This is a genomic window from Mesorhizobium sp. B3-1-7 (assembly GCF_006439385.1).
Lineage (GTDB): Bacteria > Pseudomonadota > Alphaproteobacteria > Rhizobiales > Rhizobiaceae > Mesorhizobium.
This window is the reverse complement of the sequence record NZ_VFTL01000008.1, coordinates 15,197-29,282: the sequence shown is the minus strand read 5'-3', so window position 1 is coordinate 29,282 and position 14,086 is coordinate 15,197. Positions and strand designations below refer to the sequence as shown.

At 65.0% G+C, this 14,086-nt stretch carries 14 protein-coding genes; 3 read left to right on the top strand and 11 right to left on the bottom strand.

Going from position 1 to position 14,086, the window contains the following annotated elements:
- Positions 1–131: 131 nt before the first annotated feature.
- Positions 132–395 (top strand): YMGG-like glycine zipper-containing protein, encoded by a 264-nt coding sequence (locus FJ417_RS08775; RefSeq protein WP_095770014.1) that lies wholly within the window; start codon positions 132–134, stop codon positions 393–395.
- A gap of 73 nt (positions 396–468) precedes the next feature.
- Here FJ417_RS08775 and rpsP read toward each other — a convergent pair whose 3' ends face one another.
- The 7 genes from rpsP to FJ417_RS08740 form a co-directional block, all read right to left on the bottom strand.
- On the bottom strand, positions 469–870 hold the full coding sequence (gene rpsP / locus FJ417_RS08770; protein ID WP_140658644.1) for a 30S ribosomal protein S16: 402 nt from the start codon (positions 868–870) through the stop codon (positions 469–471).
- Positions 871–916: 46 nt separating this feature from the next.
- Positions 917–1,243 (bottom strand): chorismate mutase, encoded by a 327-nt coding sequence (locus FJ417_RS08765; RefSeq protein ID WP_140783177.1) that lies wholly within the window; start codon positions 1,241–1,243, stop codon positions 917–919.
- Between the two features lie 7 nt (positions 1,244–1,250).
- Positions 1,251–2,831, bottom strand: coding sequence for a signal recognition particle protein (gene ffh, locus FJ417_RS08760; protein ID WP_140783176.1), 1,581 nt, complete (start codon positions 2,829–2,831; stop codon positions 1,251–1,253).
- 341 nt (positions 2,832–3,172) lie between these two features.
- The gene (locus FJ417_RS08755) at positions 3,173–4,123 is read right to left on the bottom strand and encodes a type II CAAX endopeptidase family protein (RefSeq protein ID WP_140783175.1); all 951 of its coding nucleotides are present in this window, start codon (positions 4,121–4,123) and stop codon (positions 3,173–3,175) included.
- Positions 4,124–4,270: 147 nt separating this feature from the next.
- Positions 4,271–4,876, bottom strand: coding sequence for a DUF1236 domain-containing protein (locus FJ417_RS08750; RefSeq protein WP_140647871.1), 606 nt, complete (start codon positions 4,874–4,876; stop codon positions 4,271–4,273).
- Positions 4,877–4,962: 86 nt separating this feature from the next.
- Complete coding sequence (locus tag FJ417_RS08745) at positions 4,963–6,042, bottom strand: putative zinc-binding metallopeptidase (RefSeq protein ID WP_140783174.1); 1,080 nt, start codon at positions 6,040–6,042, stop codon at positions 4,963–4,965.
- 69 nt (positions 6,043–6,111) lie between these two features.
- The gene (locus tag FJ417_RS08740; RefSeq protein ID WP_140707260.1) at positions 6,112–7,359 is read right to left on the bottom strand and encodes an NAD(P)/FAD-dependent oxidoreductase; all 1,248 of its coding nucleotides are present in this window, start codon (positions 7,357–7,359) and stop codon (positions 6,112–6,114) included.
- 155 nt (positions 7,360–7,514) lie between these two features.
- On the opposite strand from FJ417_RS08740, the gene FJ417_RS08735 reads away from it, so the two are divergent.
- Entirely contained in the window at positions 7,515–8,318 is an 804-nt protein-coding gene (locus tag FJ417_RS08735) for a lytic transglycosylase domain-containing protein (protein WP_140647868.1), read from the top strand.
- A 271-nt stretch (positions 8,319–8,589) separates the two neighbouring features.
- On the opposite strand, the gene FJ417_RS08725 is transcribed toward FJ417_RS08735, so the two are convergent.
- On the bottom strand, positions 8,590–9,810 hold the full coding sequence (locus FJ417_RS08725; RefSeq protein ID WP_140647867.1) for an argininosuccinate synthase: 1,221 nt from the start codon (positions 9,808–9,810) through the stop codon (positions 8,590–8,592).
- 183 nt (positions 9,811–9,993) lie between these two features.
- Between FJ417_RS08725 and FJ417_RS08720 the strand changes: the two genes are divergently transcribed.
- Positions 9,994–10,635, top strand: coding sequence for a LysE family translocator (locus FJ417_RS08720; protein WP_140783173.1), 642 nt, complete (start codon positions 9,994–9,996; stop codon positions 10,633–10,635).
- Between the two features lie 3 nt (positions 10,636–10,638).
- Here FJ417_RS08720 and FJ417_RS08715 read toward each other — a convergent pair whose 3' ends face one another.
- From FJ417_RS08715 to FJ417_RS08705, 3 genes are all read right to left on the bottom strand, one after another.
- Positions 10,639–11,106 (bottom strand): hypothetical protein, encoded by a 468-nt coding sequence (locus FJ417_RS08715; protein WP_140783172.1) that lies wholly within the window; start codon positions 11,104–11,106, stop codon positions 10,639–10,641.
- Complete coding sequence (rlmN, locus tag FJ417_RS08710) at positions 11,103–12,335, bottom strand: 23S rRNA (adenine(2503)-C(2))-methyltransferase RlmN (RefSeq protein WP_140783171.1); 1,233 nt, start codon at positions 12,333–12,335, stop codon at positions 11,103–11,105. Before rlmN ends, FJ417_RS08715 begins: the two co-directional genes overlap by 4 nt.
- Positions 12,336–12,438: 103 nt before the next feature.
- Positions 12,439–13,923 carry a DHA2 family efflux MFS transporter permease subunit gene (locus FJ417_RS08705; RefSeq protein ID WP_246687423.1) on the bottom strand — a complete coding sequence of 495 codons (1,485 nt, stop codon included), beginning with the start codon at positions 13,921–13,923 and terminating at the stop codon, positions 12,439–12,441.
- Positions 13,924–14,086 lie beyond the last annotated feature (163 nt).

The following is a 14,086-nucleotide window of genomic DNA, read 5'->3' as shown; positions in this document are numbered from 1 at the left end:
ATGCGTTGGCGCTCAGTGCCGTAAATCCGGCCGGCGCGTAGCCGGCCAATCTTCATCATCTGCGGGATCAATTCAGCTGTTCGTGAGTTTAGGGCATGGCGGCGAGGACGGCGCTTGAGAGAGGAACAGCAATGAAGAAAGCAATTACCATCCTGGTGCTGACGGTGGCCCTTGGCGCCTGCTCGCAAACAGAAAAGGGTGCTGCGATCGGCGGCCTGGGCGGTGCGGCGGTCGGTGCCGCGGTGGCAGGCGATCCGGTGCAAGGCGCGGTGGTCGGCGGCGCTGTTGGCGCAGTGGCCGGCGCGCTGATCGGCCATGCCAGCGAAGCCGGCCAGTGCCGCTACCGCGACCGCTACGGACGCGTTTATGTGGCGCGCTGCCCGTCCGGCTATTGAGGCATCGGACCGGACAATCGAATAAAAAACGGCGGGCATGGGCCCGCCGTTCTCGTTAACGAAAAAGCCGTGATTACTCGGCGGTGGCGGCTTCAGCCTCGGCCGGCGCGGCGGTCGCCGCGGCGGCGGCAGCGGCCGCGTCTTCCTGGGCCTTCTTCAACAGGGCGGCGCGTTCTTGCGCCTTCTTGCCGGGCAGGGCCTTGTTCGGGTTCGAGCGGGTCTCGCGCTTGGCAAGGCCGGCCTCGTCGAGGAAGCGCAACACGCGGTCGGTCGGCTGGGCGCCATGCGACAGCCAATGCTTGACGCGATCGGCGTCGACCTTGACGCGCTCGCCGTCCTTCGGCAGCAGCGGGTTCCACGAGCCGAGCGACTCGATGAACCGGCCGTCGCGCGGCGAACGGGCGTCGGCGACAACGACGTGGTAGTAAGGACGCTTCTTCGAGCCCGCACGGGCCAGTCTGATCTTCAGTGCCATTGTTTTCTCCTAAAGCTCTGATTTCGTTGAATAAGTCTGGGTTTCTTCAACCCGTTTTCGTCACACCGTTGGAAGCGGCGATCTGTTCGTGATGCCGGATCACCTCGCGGACGACGAAGTTCAGGAACTTCTCCGCGAAATCCGGGTCGAGGTTCGCATCTTTCGCCAACTGGCGAAGGCGGGCGATCTGCTGTTGCTCGCGCGACGGGTCGGCGGGCGGCAGGCCATGCTCGGCCTTCAGGACGCCGACCGCCTTGGTGCAGCGGAAGCGCTCGGCCAGCATATGGATGAGGGCGGCGTCGATGTTGTCGATCGAAGCGCGGTGGCCAGCCAGGATGGCGCGTGCGTCGGCCATGTCTTTCTCCTCGTTCATCGCCCCCTCACTTCTTTTTCCCGAGGCCGGGCAGCCCGCCGCCGCCGAGGCCCGGAAGACCCGGAAGCTTCATGCTGCCGGGCAGGTCCGGCAGTCCGCCGCCACCGGGAAGTCCGCCCGGCATGCCTTTGCCGAGACCGGCGGCCTGCGCCTGCTTCTGCAGGGCCTCGAGCTGCTTGGGATCCATCCTGGAAAGATCGGGCATGCCGCCGCCCGGCATCATGCCGCCAAGGCCCATTTTCGAGGCGAGGCCGCCCATCATACCGCGCATGAGGCCGCCGCCTTTGCCCTTGCCGCCCATCGCCTTCATCATGTCGGCCATGCCGCGGTGCATCTTCAACAGCTTGTTGATCTCGGCCGCGTCGGTGCCGGAGCCGGTGGCGATGCGCTTCTTGCGCGAGTGTTTGAGCATGTCGGGGTTGGCGCGCTCGGCCTTGGTCATCGAGGAGATGATGGCGAGCTGGCGGCCGAACATCTTGTCGTCGAGGCCGGCGGCGGCCAGCTGGTCCTTCATCTTGCCCATGCCGGGCATCATGCCCATGATGCCGCCCATGCCGCCCATTTTCGACATCTGCTGAAGCTGCTGGGCCAAGTCGTTCAGGTCGAACTTGCCCGACTGCATCTTCTTGGCCATCGCCGCCGCCTGCTCGGCGTCGATGGTTTCGGCGGCCTTCTCGACGAGCGAGACGATGTCGCCCATGCCGAGGATGCGGTCGGCGATGCGCTTGGGGTGGAATTCCTCCAGCCCGTCCATCTTTTCGCCGGTGCCGATCAGCTTGATCGGCTTGCCGGTCACGGCGCGCATCGACAGCGCCGCGCCGCCGCGGCCGTCGCCGTCCATGCGGGTCAGAACCAGGCCGGTGATGCCGACGCGTTCGTCGAAGCTCTTGGCAAGGTTCACGGCGTCCTGGCCGGTCAGCGAGTCGGCGACCAGCAGGATCTCGTGCGGGCTCGACACCTTCTTGATGTCGGCCATCTCGACCATCAGCGGCTCGTCGATATGGGTGCGGCCGGCGGTGTCGAGGATGACGACGTCATGGCCGCCAAGCCTGGCGGCCTGCACGGCGCGCTTGGCGATATCGACCGGGCTCTGGCCGGCGATGATCGGCAGCGTCGCCACTTTGGTCTGCTCGCCGAGCTGGCGCAGCTGCTCCTGCGCGGCCGGACGCCGCGTGTCGAGCGAGGCCATCAGGACCTTCTTGTTCTGCCGCTCGGTCAGGCGCTTGGCGATCTTGGCCGAGGTGGTCGTCTTGCCGGAGCCCTGCAGGCCGACCATCATGACGACGACGGGCGCCGGCGCGTTGAGGTCGATGGCGACGCCCTCGGCGCCGAGCATGTCGACCAGCTCGTCATGGACGATCTTGACGACCATCTGTCCAGGCTTGATCGACTTCAGCACCGCGGCGCCGACCGCCTTCTCGCGCACTTTGTCGGTGAAGGAGCGAACCACTTCCAGCGCGACGTCGGCCTCGAGCAGCGCACGGCGCACCTCGCGCAAAGCCGCCGAGACATCCGCCTCGGACAGCGCGCCGCGGCCAGTCAGGCCGTTCAGGATGGAGCCAAGACGCTCCTGTAGTGATTCAAACATTCTTCTTCCTTTTCCCTGGCACCTGTGGATGCCCGAGAGGTAGTGCGTTCGCAGCAAGTCGCCAAGCAAAAGCGCAAAGCCAAAAAGCACCCGGGGGCGCATCGCGCTGCCGGATGTTGGCCTCCAGGATCTCTTTACAGCACCCGCCTCAAAGAGGCTTCGGCGTCCTGGGCGGCTTTCGCGAAAGAAAACTCGTCGCGGAATTCAGCAGCTCTAGACAGGAAATTGGCCGCGGAGTCAAGGCTGATGCATGTCGCGCAAAAGTGCGCAGCGGTTTTGCGGCAACGGCATCCATCAAAAAACAATGCCGGAATCCGAGCCAAAACGCCGCTATTGGCGATTCAGCCCAGGCTTTGCTTGCTCGTCCCGACCCTGAGCGGCGAGCGCCGGTGCAAAAGCAGCAGCATCGTCAAAAGCGTGCTGACGATACCGATCGCGGCGATGAGAACGGCGTCCAGATTGGTCCAGCCGGGGCCTTCGAGGGGCTTGGCATTAAGCAGCGCGAAGCCATTGTAGCCCTCCTGGTGCGAGATCAGCAGGAAGCCGGTCAGATTGTTGCCGAGATGGGCGCCGAAACCGGCGCCCAGATTGCCGGTGACATAGACCAGGAGTGTGAGCAGCAGCGCAAAGGTGCCGATCGAGACCAGCACGCAGGCATTGATGGCAAGTGTCGAGGCCGAATTCCAGTGCAGCGACGCGAACAGCAGCCCGGGCAGCAGCGCCCAGACCAGCGGGCTGCTGAAGCGATAGGCGAGGCCGCGCAGCAGATAGCCGCGAAACAGCATCTCCTCCGACGAGGTCTGCAGGAAGGCGAGCAGCACGATCGGCACCAGGAAGAGCAGCCAGGACGAAAAGGCGATCGGTCCGCGCGCGATCTCGGGCTGCAGCCAATAGAGCAAGACCTCGGAAAAGAGCGAGGTGATCATCACCGCGGCCAGGCCCTTGAGGAAATCGCCGCCCGCGACGCGGCGGCTGACGCCGAACAGGGCCGACAGCGGCTCGCCGTGGACGAAGCGCATCGCCACCCACAGGCCGATCCAGATGCCGGCAAAGGAGGTCAGGGCGCTCAGGATGCCGGTGGGCGATGCCAGGAAGTCCTGCATGTAGCGCCCGGTCGAGGGGCCGGGGAGACGCCAGACAATGTAGACATAGGTGCCGGCAAACAGCACCAGAGCCGTCATCGCCATCCAGAAGGCGATGACGATCGCCGTCCCGAAGAACAGGCGCAGCAAATTGGTCTTTTCGTTCGGCGAGCGGCGATAGCGCTCGAAGGCGGCATTTTCGATCGTCACGCGGCTCCCCTGCCGAAGGCTTTCGCCACATGGGTCTAGGAGATCGGCAGTTACCGCGCAATTACCGTCCACGCGGAGTTGCCGCGCGCAGGATCAAAAAACGGCCGCCAGCGATGGCGGCCGTTATCTGACAGCGATCAAGCCCGATCAGCGCATCACATAGACGATGCGCCGCGTGCCAGGGTCGACCAGCGCCGGCTGGTTGTTCACATAGACGTAGCGATACCGGTAATCGGGGATCTCGCGCAGCTCGACCGTGTCGGGCAGTGTGGCGCCGGTCACCACCTCGCCGTCGAGATAGACCGGGTCGACCCGGTGCGTGGCGACATAGGTGCCGACCTCGGCCGGCGGCCTGCCGATCGACTCAATGGCGTCGTCGTTGGAAACGATGGCGCCGGTGTAGGTATCGGTCGTGTAGATGTTGTCGGTCGGCGGGGCGACGACGGCGATCTCGGCATTGGCCGGGCGGCGGGTCACGACGACGCGGCTGCCGCCGAAATCGCCCGTCACATAGTCGGAATAGACCCAGCCCTTGCCGTCGGCTTCGGCGATCGTGCACCATTTGCTGCCTTCGATGCAGCCGTTAAGCGTGGCCGACTGCCCTGCCGCCAGCACGCCGATAACCGGATATTGCGGCCCGGGGCCAGCGCGAACGTTCAAGTCGGTCACCGCCTGTACGGGAGTGTCGGCGAAAGCTGCGCCCGAGATTGTGAGCAGCGCACCGGCCAGAGCCGGAAACAACACGCGTGTCATGGTTCTTCTCTCCGTTTTCAACGCTCCCTCGGGATCGGAAACGAAACAAAGGCTTATGCGTTCCGGCTAAAGTGCTTTGCGCCCGCTCACGAATTGTTCCAGGCCTTTTTCGGCGCGCCTGTCAAAAGATCGTGCACGAATGCGAGTTTGCGCGCCGCCACCTCGGAAATCACGAAGGGGTAAAGATCCGGCAGACCCATGCAGCGGTTGATCGAGTTGGATGCCTCCGACAATACCAGCCAGCGGGCCAGGATCCTTTCAAATGGCTCCGGATCCAGGTCGGGATCGGCGGGCGCCGGGTGCAGACGGCCACCAGTGTCGCCGCGCGGGATGGCGTCGGCATCCACCGTCTCCAGCCGGCCCAGCGGAAAATTCAGCGCATGGACCATTTCCAGCGTGTCGGCGATGTGGAGATGATGCGCCCAGGTCTCGGCCCAGTCCTCCCAGGGATGGGATGCGGCATAGGCGGAGATGTGGCGTTGCTGCCAGTCCGGCGGCGCGCCATTGGCGTAGTATGCCTTCAGGGCCTGTTCGTAATCGGCCTGCTCGTCGCCGAAGAGCGCGCGGAAGACTGAAAGCCGAGCGGGATCGCCACGGATCAGCCGGTCCCAATAATAATGGCCAAGCTCGTGGCGGAAATGGCCGAGCAGGGTGCGGTAATTCTCGCCCATTTCGACGCGTCGTCGCTCGCGCTCGACGGAATCGGCCTCGGCAACGTTGAGCGTGATCAGGCCGTTGTCATGGCCGGTCAGGATGCGCTCTCCGCCCGGACCGGCGCCGATCGGATCGGCGAGGAGGTCGAAGGCAAGGCCGATCTCATCCTTGGCGTCGGCCTTGGGAACGACCGGCAGGCCAAAGGCGAGCAGTGAATAGACGGCCCGCTTCTTCGCTGCTTCGACCCGGATCCAGCGCCGACGGTTGCCGTCGATGGAAAGGTCGGGAATGACCTGGTTGAGGGCGCAGGCGCGGCAGAAAGTCCGGCCAGCCTCGGCCCGCCAGTTGCAGGCGCATTCATCGGCATTGCCGCATGCGGCAACGCCGCTCGCACCCGCCAGCAGGAAACGTGCTTCGTACGGGTCGTAGAGCACCAGGCTGGAACAGTTCAGACACTGGGCGTTCTCGAAATAAAGGCGGTGGCCGCAGTTTGGACAGTCGAACAGCTTCATCTTGTTTTCAACATGCGGAAGAGGTGGAAGCCTCGTCGAAACGTCCGCCGGGCCTCCGGCGTTCCGAAGCTATTTCGTAGCGAGCTGGGCAATGACCTGCCGGGCCACGCTTTCGCCCGAAAGCCTGGCGCCGCCGCAGGTCTGGATCAGCGGGCCGGCGACATGCTCGCCGGCGAAGAAGATCTTTTCCGCCAGCGGCTGCAGCAGCGTCGCGCGCGCCTCCGAACGGCCAGGGCGCGCCGCGGCATAGGCGCCGCGCACAAAGCGCTCCGCGCCCCAGTTCGTCATCATGGCGCGGCCGACATGCTTCCTCACGTCGCCGCCGAAGATGCCGCACAGGCGGTCGACGACGAAATCGACCCCGGCCGCCTCGCCGGCGGCCGACATTTCCCAGGCGAAGTCGCCGCCGACGAAACCGACCATCAGGTCGAGATCGAAGGGGAAGCAGAGGAAATAGATGTCGTGCCTGGCCATGCGTTCGATCAGAAGGTCGTCGAAAGGTTCAAGGCCGAGCCGCGTGCCCTTGATCTCCACCGGCAGCTTGGTCAGCATGCCCATGGGCAGGTCGAAGAAGGCGCCGAAATGCGCGTCTGGCAGCGCCGGCGAGAACTCGATCTCCTCGAAGGCGAGCACGGCCGGCGAGGCGGTGACGATCACCGCCTTCGCGCGCACCGTGCCGCGGTCGGTGACGCAGGCGACGCCCGGTACATCCCAGAGGATCTTGCGCACCGGCGTCGACAGCTCGACCGGCACATCGAAGCCGAAGCGCGCGACCAGCGCGCCGAACCCTTCCTTGCTGAAATAATTGGGGTCGAGGTCGGCCGCCGCCTGGAAGTCACGGATCGAGATCTCGTCCTCGTCGGCGCCGAAATCCATCGGGCCGGCGAAGGTGGCGGCCGCGCGCGGCGCCTGGCCCTTGGCGAGCAGCGCCGACAGCCGGTCGTCGTCGCCTTCCTCGACCTGGTGATTGGCGAGCAATTCGAACAGCTTGGCATCGGCCGCCTTCATCTCGGCCTCTTCCTCCTCGCCCGCCTTGCGCTTGCGGTAATAGAGGTGGTCGACATTCATGTCGTGGTGATGCAGCGTCCAGCCGGCCGCCTGGGCGTCCGGAAAATAAGGATTGCGGTCTGCCGCGTGCAGCCAGGCGCAGCCAATGTCGAAGGGCACACCGAAATGGCGGTCGCTGGTCCAGGCGCGGCCGCCGATCCGATCCATCGCCTCGAGAAGAATGAAGGAAAGCCCGGCCGCTCGAAGCGTCTTGGCCGCGGCAAGCCCCGCGGAACCGGCGCCAATGATCACGACGTCAACGTCTTTCATGAGGCAAGCCCGCCACACCTGATGCCTGATCGTAGGCAAATTGCCCTTCTTTCGCCAGTGTCGGGTGTCACGTCCCCGGCGGGGGCGGTGACAATCAGGCGTTTCGCTGGCAAATTCGCAACCGGGACGTGATTCAAGGCAACCAGGAGACGGATATGGCATTTTTTGCCAAGGGAAGGATTTTCGTGGCCACCGCGGCGGTGGTGGCGATGTTTGGGCTGGCGACAGGCGCCGAGGCCGCGGCCAGCTGCGGCAAGAACGGCGCCGGCTTCGACGCCTGGAAGCAGGACTTTGCCGCCGAGGCCAAGGCCAACGGCGTCGGCCAAAGGGGCCTTTCGGCGCTGGCCGGGGCGACCTACGCGACAAGGACGATTTCGGCCGACCGCGCCATCCACAAGGCTTTCAGCGGCTCCGTTGAGGCGTTCATGAAACGTCGCGGCGCTTCCGCCATCATCTCGAGAGGCCGTGCGCTGAAGAAGGCGAACGCGGCGATGTTCGCCAATATCGAGCGGACCTATGGCGTGCCGCCGGGCGTGCTGCTGGCCATCTGGGGCATGGAGACCGGCTTCGGCGCCTCGATGGGCAACCAGAACACGGTGTCGGCCATCCTGACGCTCGCCTATGACTGCCGCCGCCCGGACTATTTCACGCCGCACGCCATTGCGGCGCTCAAGCTGGTCGATCGCGGCGCGCTCAGCGCCGCCTCGGTGGGCGCCATGCATGGCGAGATCGGCCACACCCAGTTCCTGCCCGGAAACGTGCTGAAATACGGCGTCGGCAGCGGCAACCTGCGCGACCGCAACACGGCGCTGGCTTCCACCGCCAACTACCTCAAGGGCCATGGCTGGCACGCCGGCGCGAGCTATGAGGCCAATATGGGCGCAATCGCCGGCTGGAATTCGGCCAGCGTCTACCAGCAGGCCATCGCCCGCATCGCCGAGGCGATCGACGCGGATTGATCTTTGAATCTCTGTTGAGCAGAACAGCCCGGCCATGCGCCGGGCTTTTTTGTTGGACTTGGAGATTGGCGAAAGCCGGGATGATGGCCAATCTCCCCCCTTGCGGGGGAGATGTCCGGCAGGACAGAGGGGGGTGCTGTCCCTCCAGCCTGTCCGGCAATCCTCACCATTTTCACGCTGGCGCCCAGCTGCAAATCAGAGAGGCAGCGATCCTTCACACCCCCCTCTGCCCTGCCGGGCATCTCCCCCGCAAGGGGGGAGATTAGCAGCTTCAGCGACGGTTCCTTGCCGCCAGCGTCCGCAGCCGCAGGCCATTAAGGCGAATGAATCCCTCGGCGTCCTTCTGGTCGTAGGCGCCGCGGTCGTCCTCGAAGGTGACCAGCGCATCGGAATAAAGCGTCTTCTTCGACTTGCGGCCGGTGACCATGACATTGCCCTTGTAGAGCTTCAGCCGCACCGTGCCTTCGACGTCTTCCTGGCTCTTGTCGATCATCGCCTGCAGCATGAGGCGCTCGGGCGAAAACCAGAAGCCGTTATAGATGAGCTCGGCGTAGCGCGGCATGAACTCGTCCTTGAGGTGGGCGGCGCCGCGGTCGAGCGTGATCGATTCGATGGCGCGATGGGCGGCGATCAGGATGGTGCCGCCGGGCGTCTCGTAGACGCCGCGCGACTTCATGCCGACAAAGCGGTTCTCGACCAGATCGAGGCGGCCGATGCCGTTGTCGCGGCCGAGGTCGTTGAGCGCCGCCAGCATGGTGGCCGGCGACAGTTTCTTGCCGTTGAGCGCGACCGGGTCGCCCTTGAGGAATTCGATCTCGATCTCGGTGACGGCATCGGGCGCGTCCATTGGCGAAACGGTGCGCTGATGCACGAATTCCGGCGGCTCGCTCCACGGATCCTCCAGCACCTTGCCCTCGGAAGAGGAGTGCAAAAGGTTGGCGTCGACCGAGAAGGGCGCTTCGCCGCGCTTGTCCTTCGCGACCGGGATCTGGTGCTGCTCGGCGAAGTTGATCAGATCGGTGCGCGACTTGAACGTCCAGTCGCGCCAGGGCGCGATGACCTTGATGTCGGGGTTGAGCGCATAGGCGGACAATTCGAAGCGGACCTGGTCGTTGCCCTTGCCGGTGGCGCCATGGGCGATCGCGTCGGCGCCGGTCTCTTTCGCGATCTCGACCAAGTGCTTGGAGATCAGCGGCCGGGCGATCGACGTGCCGAGCAGGTAGGTGCCTTCATAGACGGTGTTGGCGCGGAACATCGGGAAGACGAAGTCGGCGACGAATTCCTCGCGCACATCGACGATGCGGATGTCCTTGATGCCCATCATCTCGGCCTTCTTACGGGCCGGCTCCAGCTCGCCGCCCTGGCCGAGATCGGCGGTGAAGGTGACGACTTCGGCGCCGAGCTCGGTCTGCAGCCATTTCAGGATGATGGAGGTGTCGAGGCCGCCGGAATAGGCGAGCACGACTTTCTTGACGTTCTTGATCTTGGACATTTTTGGCGGTTCCGCGGGAAAAGAGCTTCGCGGGGCGAGGTATCACGGCCTTTCCGGGCGGCGCAAGAGACGAACAGAGGCCTGGCTCCAGCACAGGCTGGGCCAGATGTTTGCCCGGGCAGACGCTGGCGGAGCAAAAATGGTCGCGTTATAGGCTGCGCGATCTCTCCCAGGGCCGCGCGCATGTCCTTTATTCCCGACACTTCGACGCTCATCCAGTTCGCCATCGCCACCGTCATCCTGGCGATCACGCCGGGGCCGGACATGACGCTGTTCGTCTCGCGCACGCTGAGCCAGGGCCGCGCCACCGGCTTTGCCTCGATGGCGGGTGCGCTCACCGGCACGCTGATCCACACCACGCTGGTGGTGGTCGGCATCTCGGCGCTGATCGTCGCCTCGCCGATGGCCTTCTTCGTCCTGAAGATTTTTGGCGCCGGCTATCTGGTGTTCCTGGCCTGGCAGGCAGCGACGAAGGGTTCGGCCTTCTCGCCGGAGAAGAGGACCGGACCGCAAGTCTCCCTGTTCCGCAGCTGGGCGGCCGGGCTCGGCGTCAACCTGCTCAACCCCAAGATCATCCTGTTCTTCATGACCTTCCTGCCGCAATTCGTCTCCGCGCACGATCCGAACGCGTCCGGAAAGCTGTTCTTCCTCGGCATGATGTTCATCGTGCTGTCGATCCCGGTGACGGTGCCGATGGTGCTGGCGGCGGAAAAGTTCTCGGCGGCGATGAAGGCAAGCCCGCGCGTCACGCGCGTGGTCGACTATCTGTTCGCTGGCGTGTTCTCGGCCTTCGCGCTCAAGATCCTGACCGCGCAGGCGAAGTAGGGTTCACGGCTCCGCGTCGAGCAAGGGCGCGCGACGCCAGCTTCCGGCCCAGCGACCGGCGGAGAGCCAGTAGAAGATGCCGCCGACCATGCCGGCGCCGATCACGGCCAGCCTGGCGTTGGTCTCGGTGACATCGAAATTCGCATCGCCGACATTGTGCACGAAGCCGAGAAAGACGATGGCGATGACGGCGCCGCCGAGCGCGTAGAACAGCCAGTCGCGGCGGCCAAGCACCTCGGCGATCAAAATGACGACCGCCGCCGGCATGAAGGCGAAATAGGCGACGAACAGCGCCACGAAAGGCACCGAGAAATAGAGCGAGGCGGTGGCCGTCGGCTCCGGATCGGCCGGGGTGTAGCCCAGATGCGCCAGGACCAGGACGTTGAGGAAGGCGCTGGCCGCCAGCGAGGCGACGACATAGCCGACCAGGATGGCGGCAAAGCGGATGAGGTAGGCGATGATGCGCCTCACGCCTCGCCGTGTCCCGCGATCATCATGGCTTCGAGCGCCAGCCGGTCGACCTTGCGCATGCGCTCCGACTCCGACTTGAGCTGGCCGCAGGCGGCGAGGATGTCGCGGCCGCGCGGGGTGCGGATCGGCGAGGCATAGCCGGCATTGTTGATGTAGTCGGCGAACTTCTCGATCGTCTCCCAGTCCGAGCACTGATAGTTGGTGCCGGGCCAGGGATTGAACGGGATCAGGTTGATCTTCGCCGGGATGCCCCTGAGCAGCTTGACCAGCGCCTTGGCGTCGTCGAGGGAATCGTTGACGTCCTTCAGCATCACATATTCGAAGGTGATGCGCTTGGCGTTGGAGAGGCCGGGATAGGCCTTGCAGGCGGCGATCAGCTCCTTCAGCGGGAACTTCTTGTTGATCGGCACGAGCAGGTCGCGCAGGTCGTCATTGGTGGCGTGCAGCGAGATCGCCAGCATGACGCCGATCTCCTCGCCGGTGCGGAAGATTTCCGGCACCACGCCGGAGGTCGACAGCGTGATGCGTCTTTTTGACAAGGAAAGCCCGTCGCCGTCGGACGCGATCAGCAGCGCCTTCTTCACCGCCTCGAAATTATAGAGCGGCTCGCCCATGCCCATCATGACGATGTTGGAAACCTTGCGGCCCTCGGCCGGCACGATGGCGCCGTCCGGCGTGTCGCGATCGGGGAAGTCGCCGAGACGGTCGCGCGCGGTGAGCAGCTGCGCCAGGATCTCCTCGGCGGTGAGGTTGCGCACCAGCTTCTGCGTGCCGGTGTGGCAGAAGGAGCAGGTCAGCGTGCAGCCGACCTGCGAGGAAATGCAGAGCGTGCCACGGCCTTCCTCGGGAATGTAGACGGTCTCGATCTCGACGGGACGGCCGGCGCCGCGCGGCGGAAAGCGGAACAGCCATTTGCGCGTGCCGTCGGAAGAGATCTGCTCCTCGACGATTTCCGGCCGCGCGACGGTGAAATGCTTGTCGAGCTCGGTGCGCAAGTCCTTGGAGATGTTGAACATATGCGCGAAGTCGGAAACGCCGCGCACATACATCCAGTGCCAGAGCTGCTGGGCGCGCATCTTGGCCTGGCGCTCCGGCACGATGCCGGCATTGATGAGAGCTTCACCGAGCTCGGCGCGGGTCAGGCCGATCAGCGACGGCTTCTCGGTCGGTGTTGCGCGGCGCAAGGCGTCACGAGCGCCTTCGGCGGTAAGATCAAGCGAAACGGTCATGGTGGCGCCAATATAAGCGATTTGCGGCCGATTTCAGCATCGGCAGCAGATGGAAGCGCGGCGCATAGCACAGCTCGGCGACGGAGTCATGCGCCCCGCAGGTTCAGGCGTCGGCTTCCGCCTTGCGGCGATGGCCGCTGACCTGCTGGCCGTCTTCCGGATGCAGGAAGAAAAACCCCGGTATGGAAAGCAGCGGGATCACCGCCGTCAGCAGGAACGCCCAATGGAACTGATCCGCGGTCGGCGCATGCGCCTGGCTGGAGACGAGGCCGAGCACCATGGCGGCGATCGAAACGCCGAGCGAAACGCTGAGCTGCTGCAGGACGCCGCCCAGGCTGGTGGCGCGGCTGAGCTTCTCCGCCGGCAGGTCGGCATAGGACAGCGTGTTGGACGACATGAACTGCGCCGAACGGACGATGCCGAAGAAAAAGACATAGAGGCCGATCAGCCAATGCGGGGTGTCGGCATCGAGCAGGGCAAAGCCCGCCACGGCAACAGAGCCGACCACCGCGCTGCCGCTCAGCACGGCCTTGAAGCCGAAGCGCCGCAGGAAGAACGACAGCAGCGGCCGCATTAGAAGCGCGCCGAAGCTGCCGACGAAGGTCAGCGAGCCGGACGTGACCGGGCTCATGCCGAAGCCGACCTGCAGCATCAGCGGCAAAAGGAACGGCGCGCCGTTGAGGCCGATGCGGCACAGCCCCCCGGCCAGCGTGCCGACCCAGAAGGAGCGGAAGCGAAACAGCGTGAGATCGACCGCGGGCGCCGCGACGCGGCGGGCATAGCGGCCGAAGGCGAGCAGGAGCAGGACCGACGCGGCCAGCACCAGCATGGTCGCCAGCGAGGAAATGATCGGCCTGCCGATATTCTCCAGGCCGAACTGCAGCAGCGCGGCGCCGGCCCCCACCATGAGGAAGCCGGCGAAGTCGAAAGGCTGCGCCTCCTCGCCGTGGAAATCGTCGACGAAGCGCAAGGCGGCGAAGATGCCGATGAGGCCGAACGGCACGTTGACGTAGAAGATCCAGCGCCAGGACGCATAGGTGGTCAGCAAGCCGCCGAGCAGCGGACCGATGACGGGACCGACGATCGCCGGCAAGGTCATGTAGGTCATGGCGGTGATGAGCCCGCTGCGCGGAAAGGAGCGCAACAGGATCAGCCGCCCGACCGGCGTCATCATGGCGCCGCCCAGTCCTTGCAGCGCGCGCATTGCCAGGAGCATGCCGACGCTGTCGGCCACGCCGCACAGGACCGAACCGAGGGTGAAGGTGAAGAGCGCCAGGGCGAAGATCTTGCGGGCGCCGAACCGATCGGCGAACCAGCCGCTGACCGGAATGAACACCGCCAGCGTCAGGATGTAGGTGGTGATCGCCAGGTTGAGCCGGACCGGGGTGGTGTCGAGGCTTTGCGCGATGGCCGGGATAGCGGTGGTGAGGATGGTGGAATCGAGCTGCTCCATCAGGAAGGCGATGGCGACGATTGCCGGGATGATCAGCTTGAGACGCGGGTCGCGCTCGGTCGCAAAGAGATGCTGTTCCAATTGTCCGCCAGTTCCGTCGTGCAGGAAGCGGTCGCCCGCCTGTGGGCCATCCACGATCAAGCCGGCGTCGATGTCGTGCGGCCCAGCCGGCCTGGCCTTCCCACCGCACCCGACTGCTTTATGTCCCGATCGATGCGAAGTGATAGCGATTTCGACTGGCACAGGGGTCAACAAATTTTGAGCCCTGCCGCCTGTGCCAGGGCGGAACGGGGCTGGC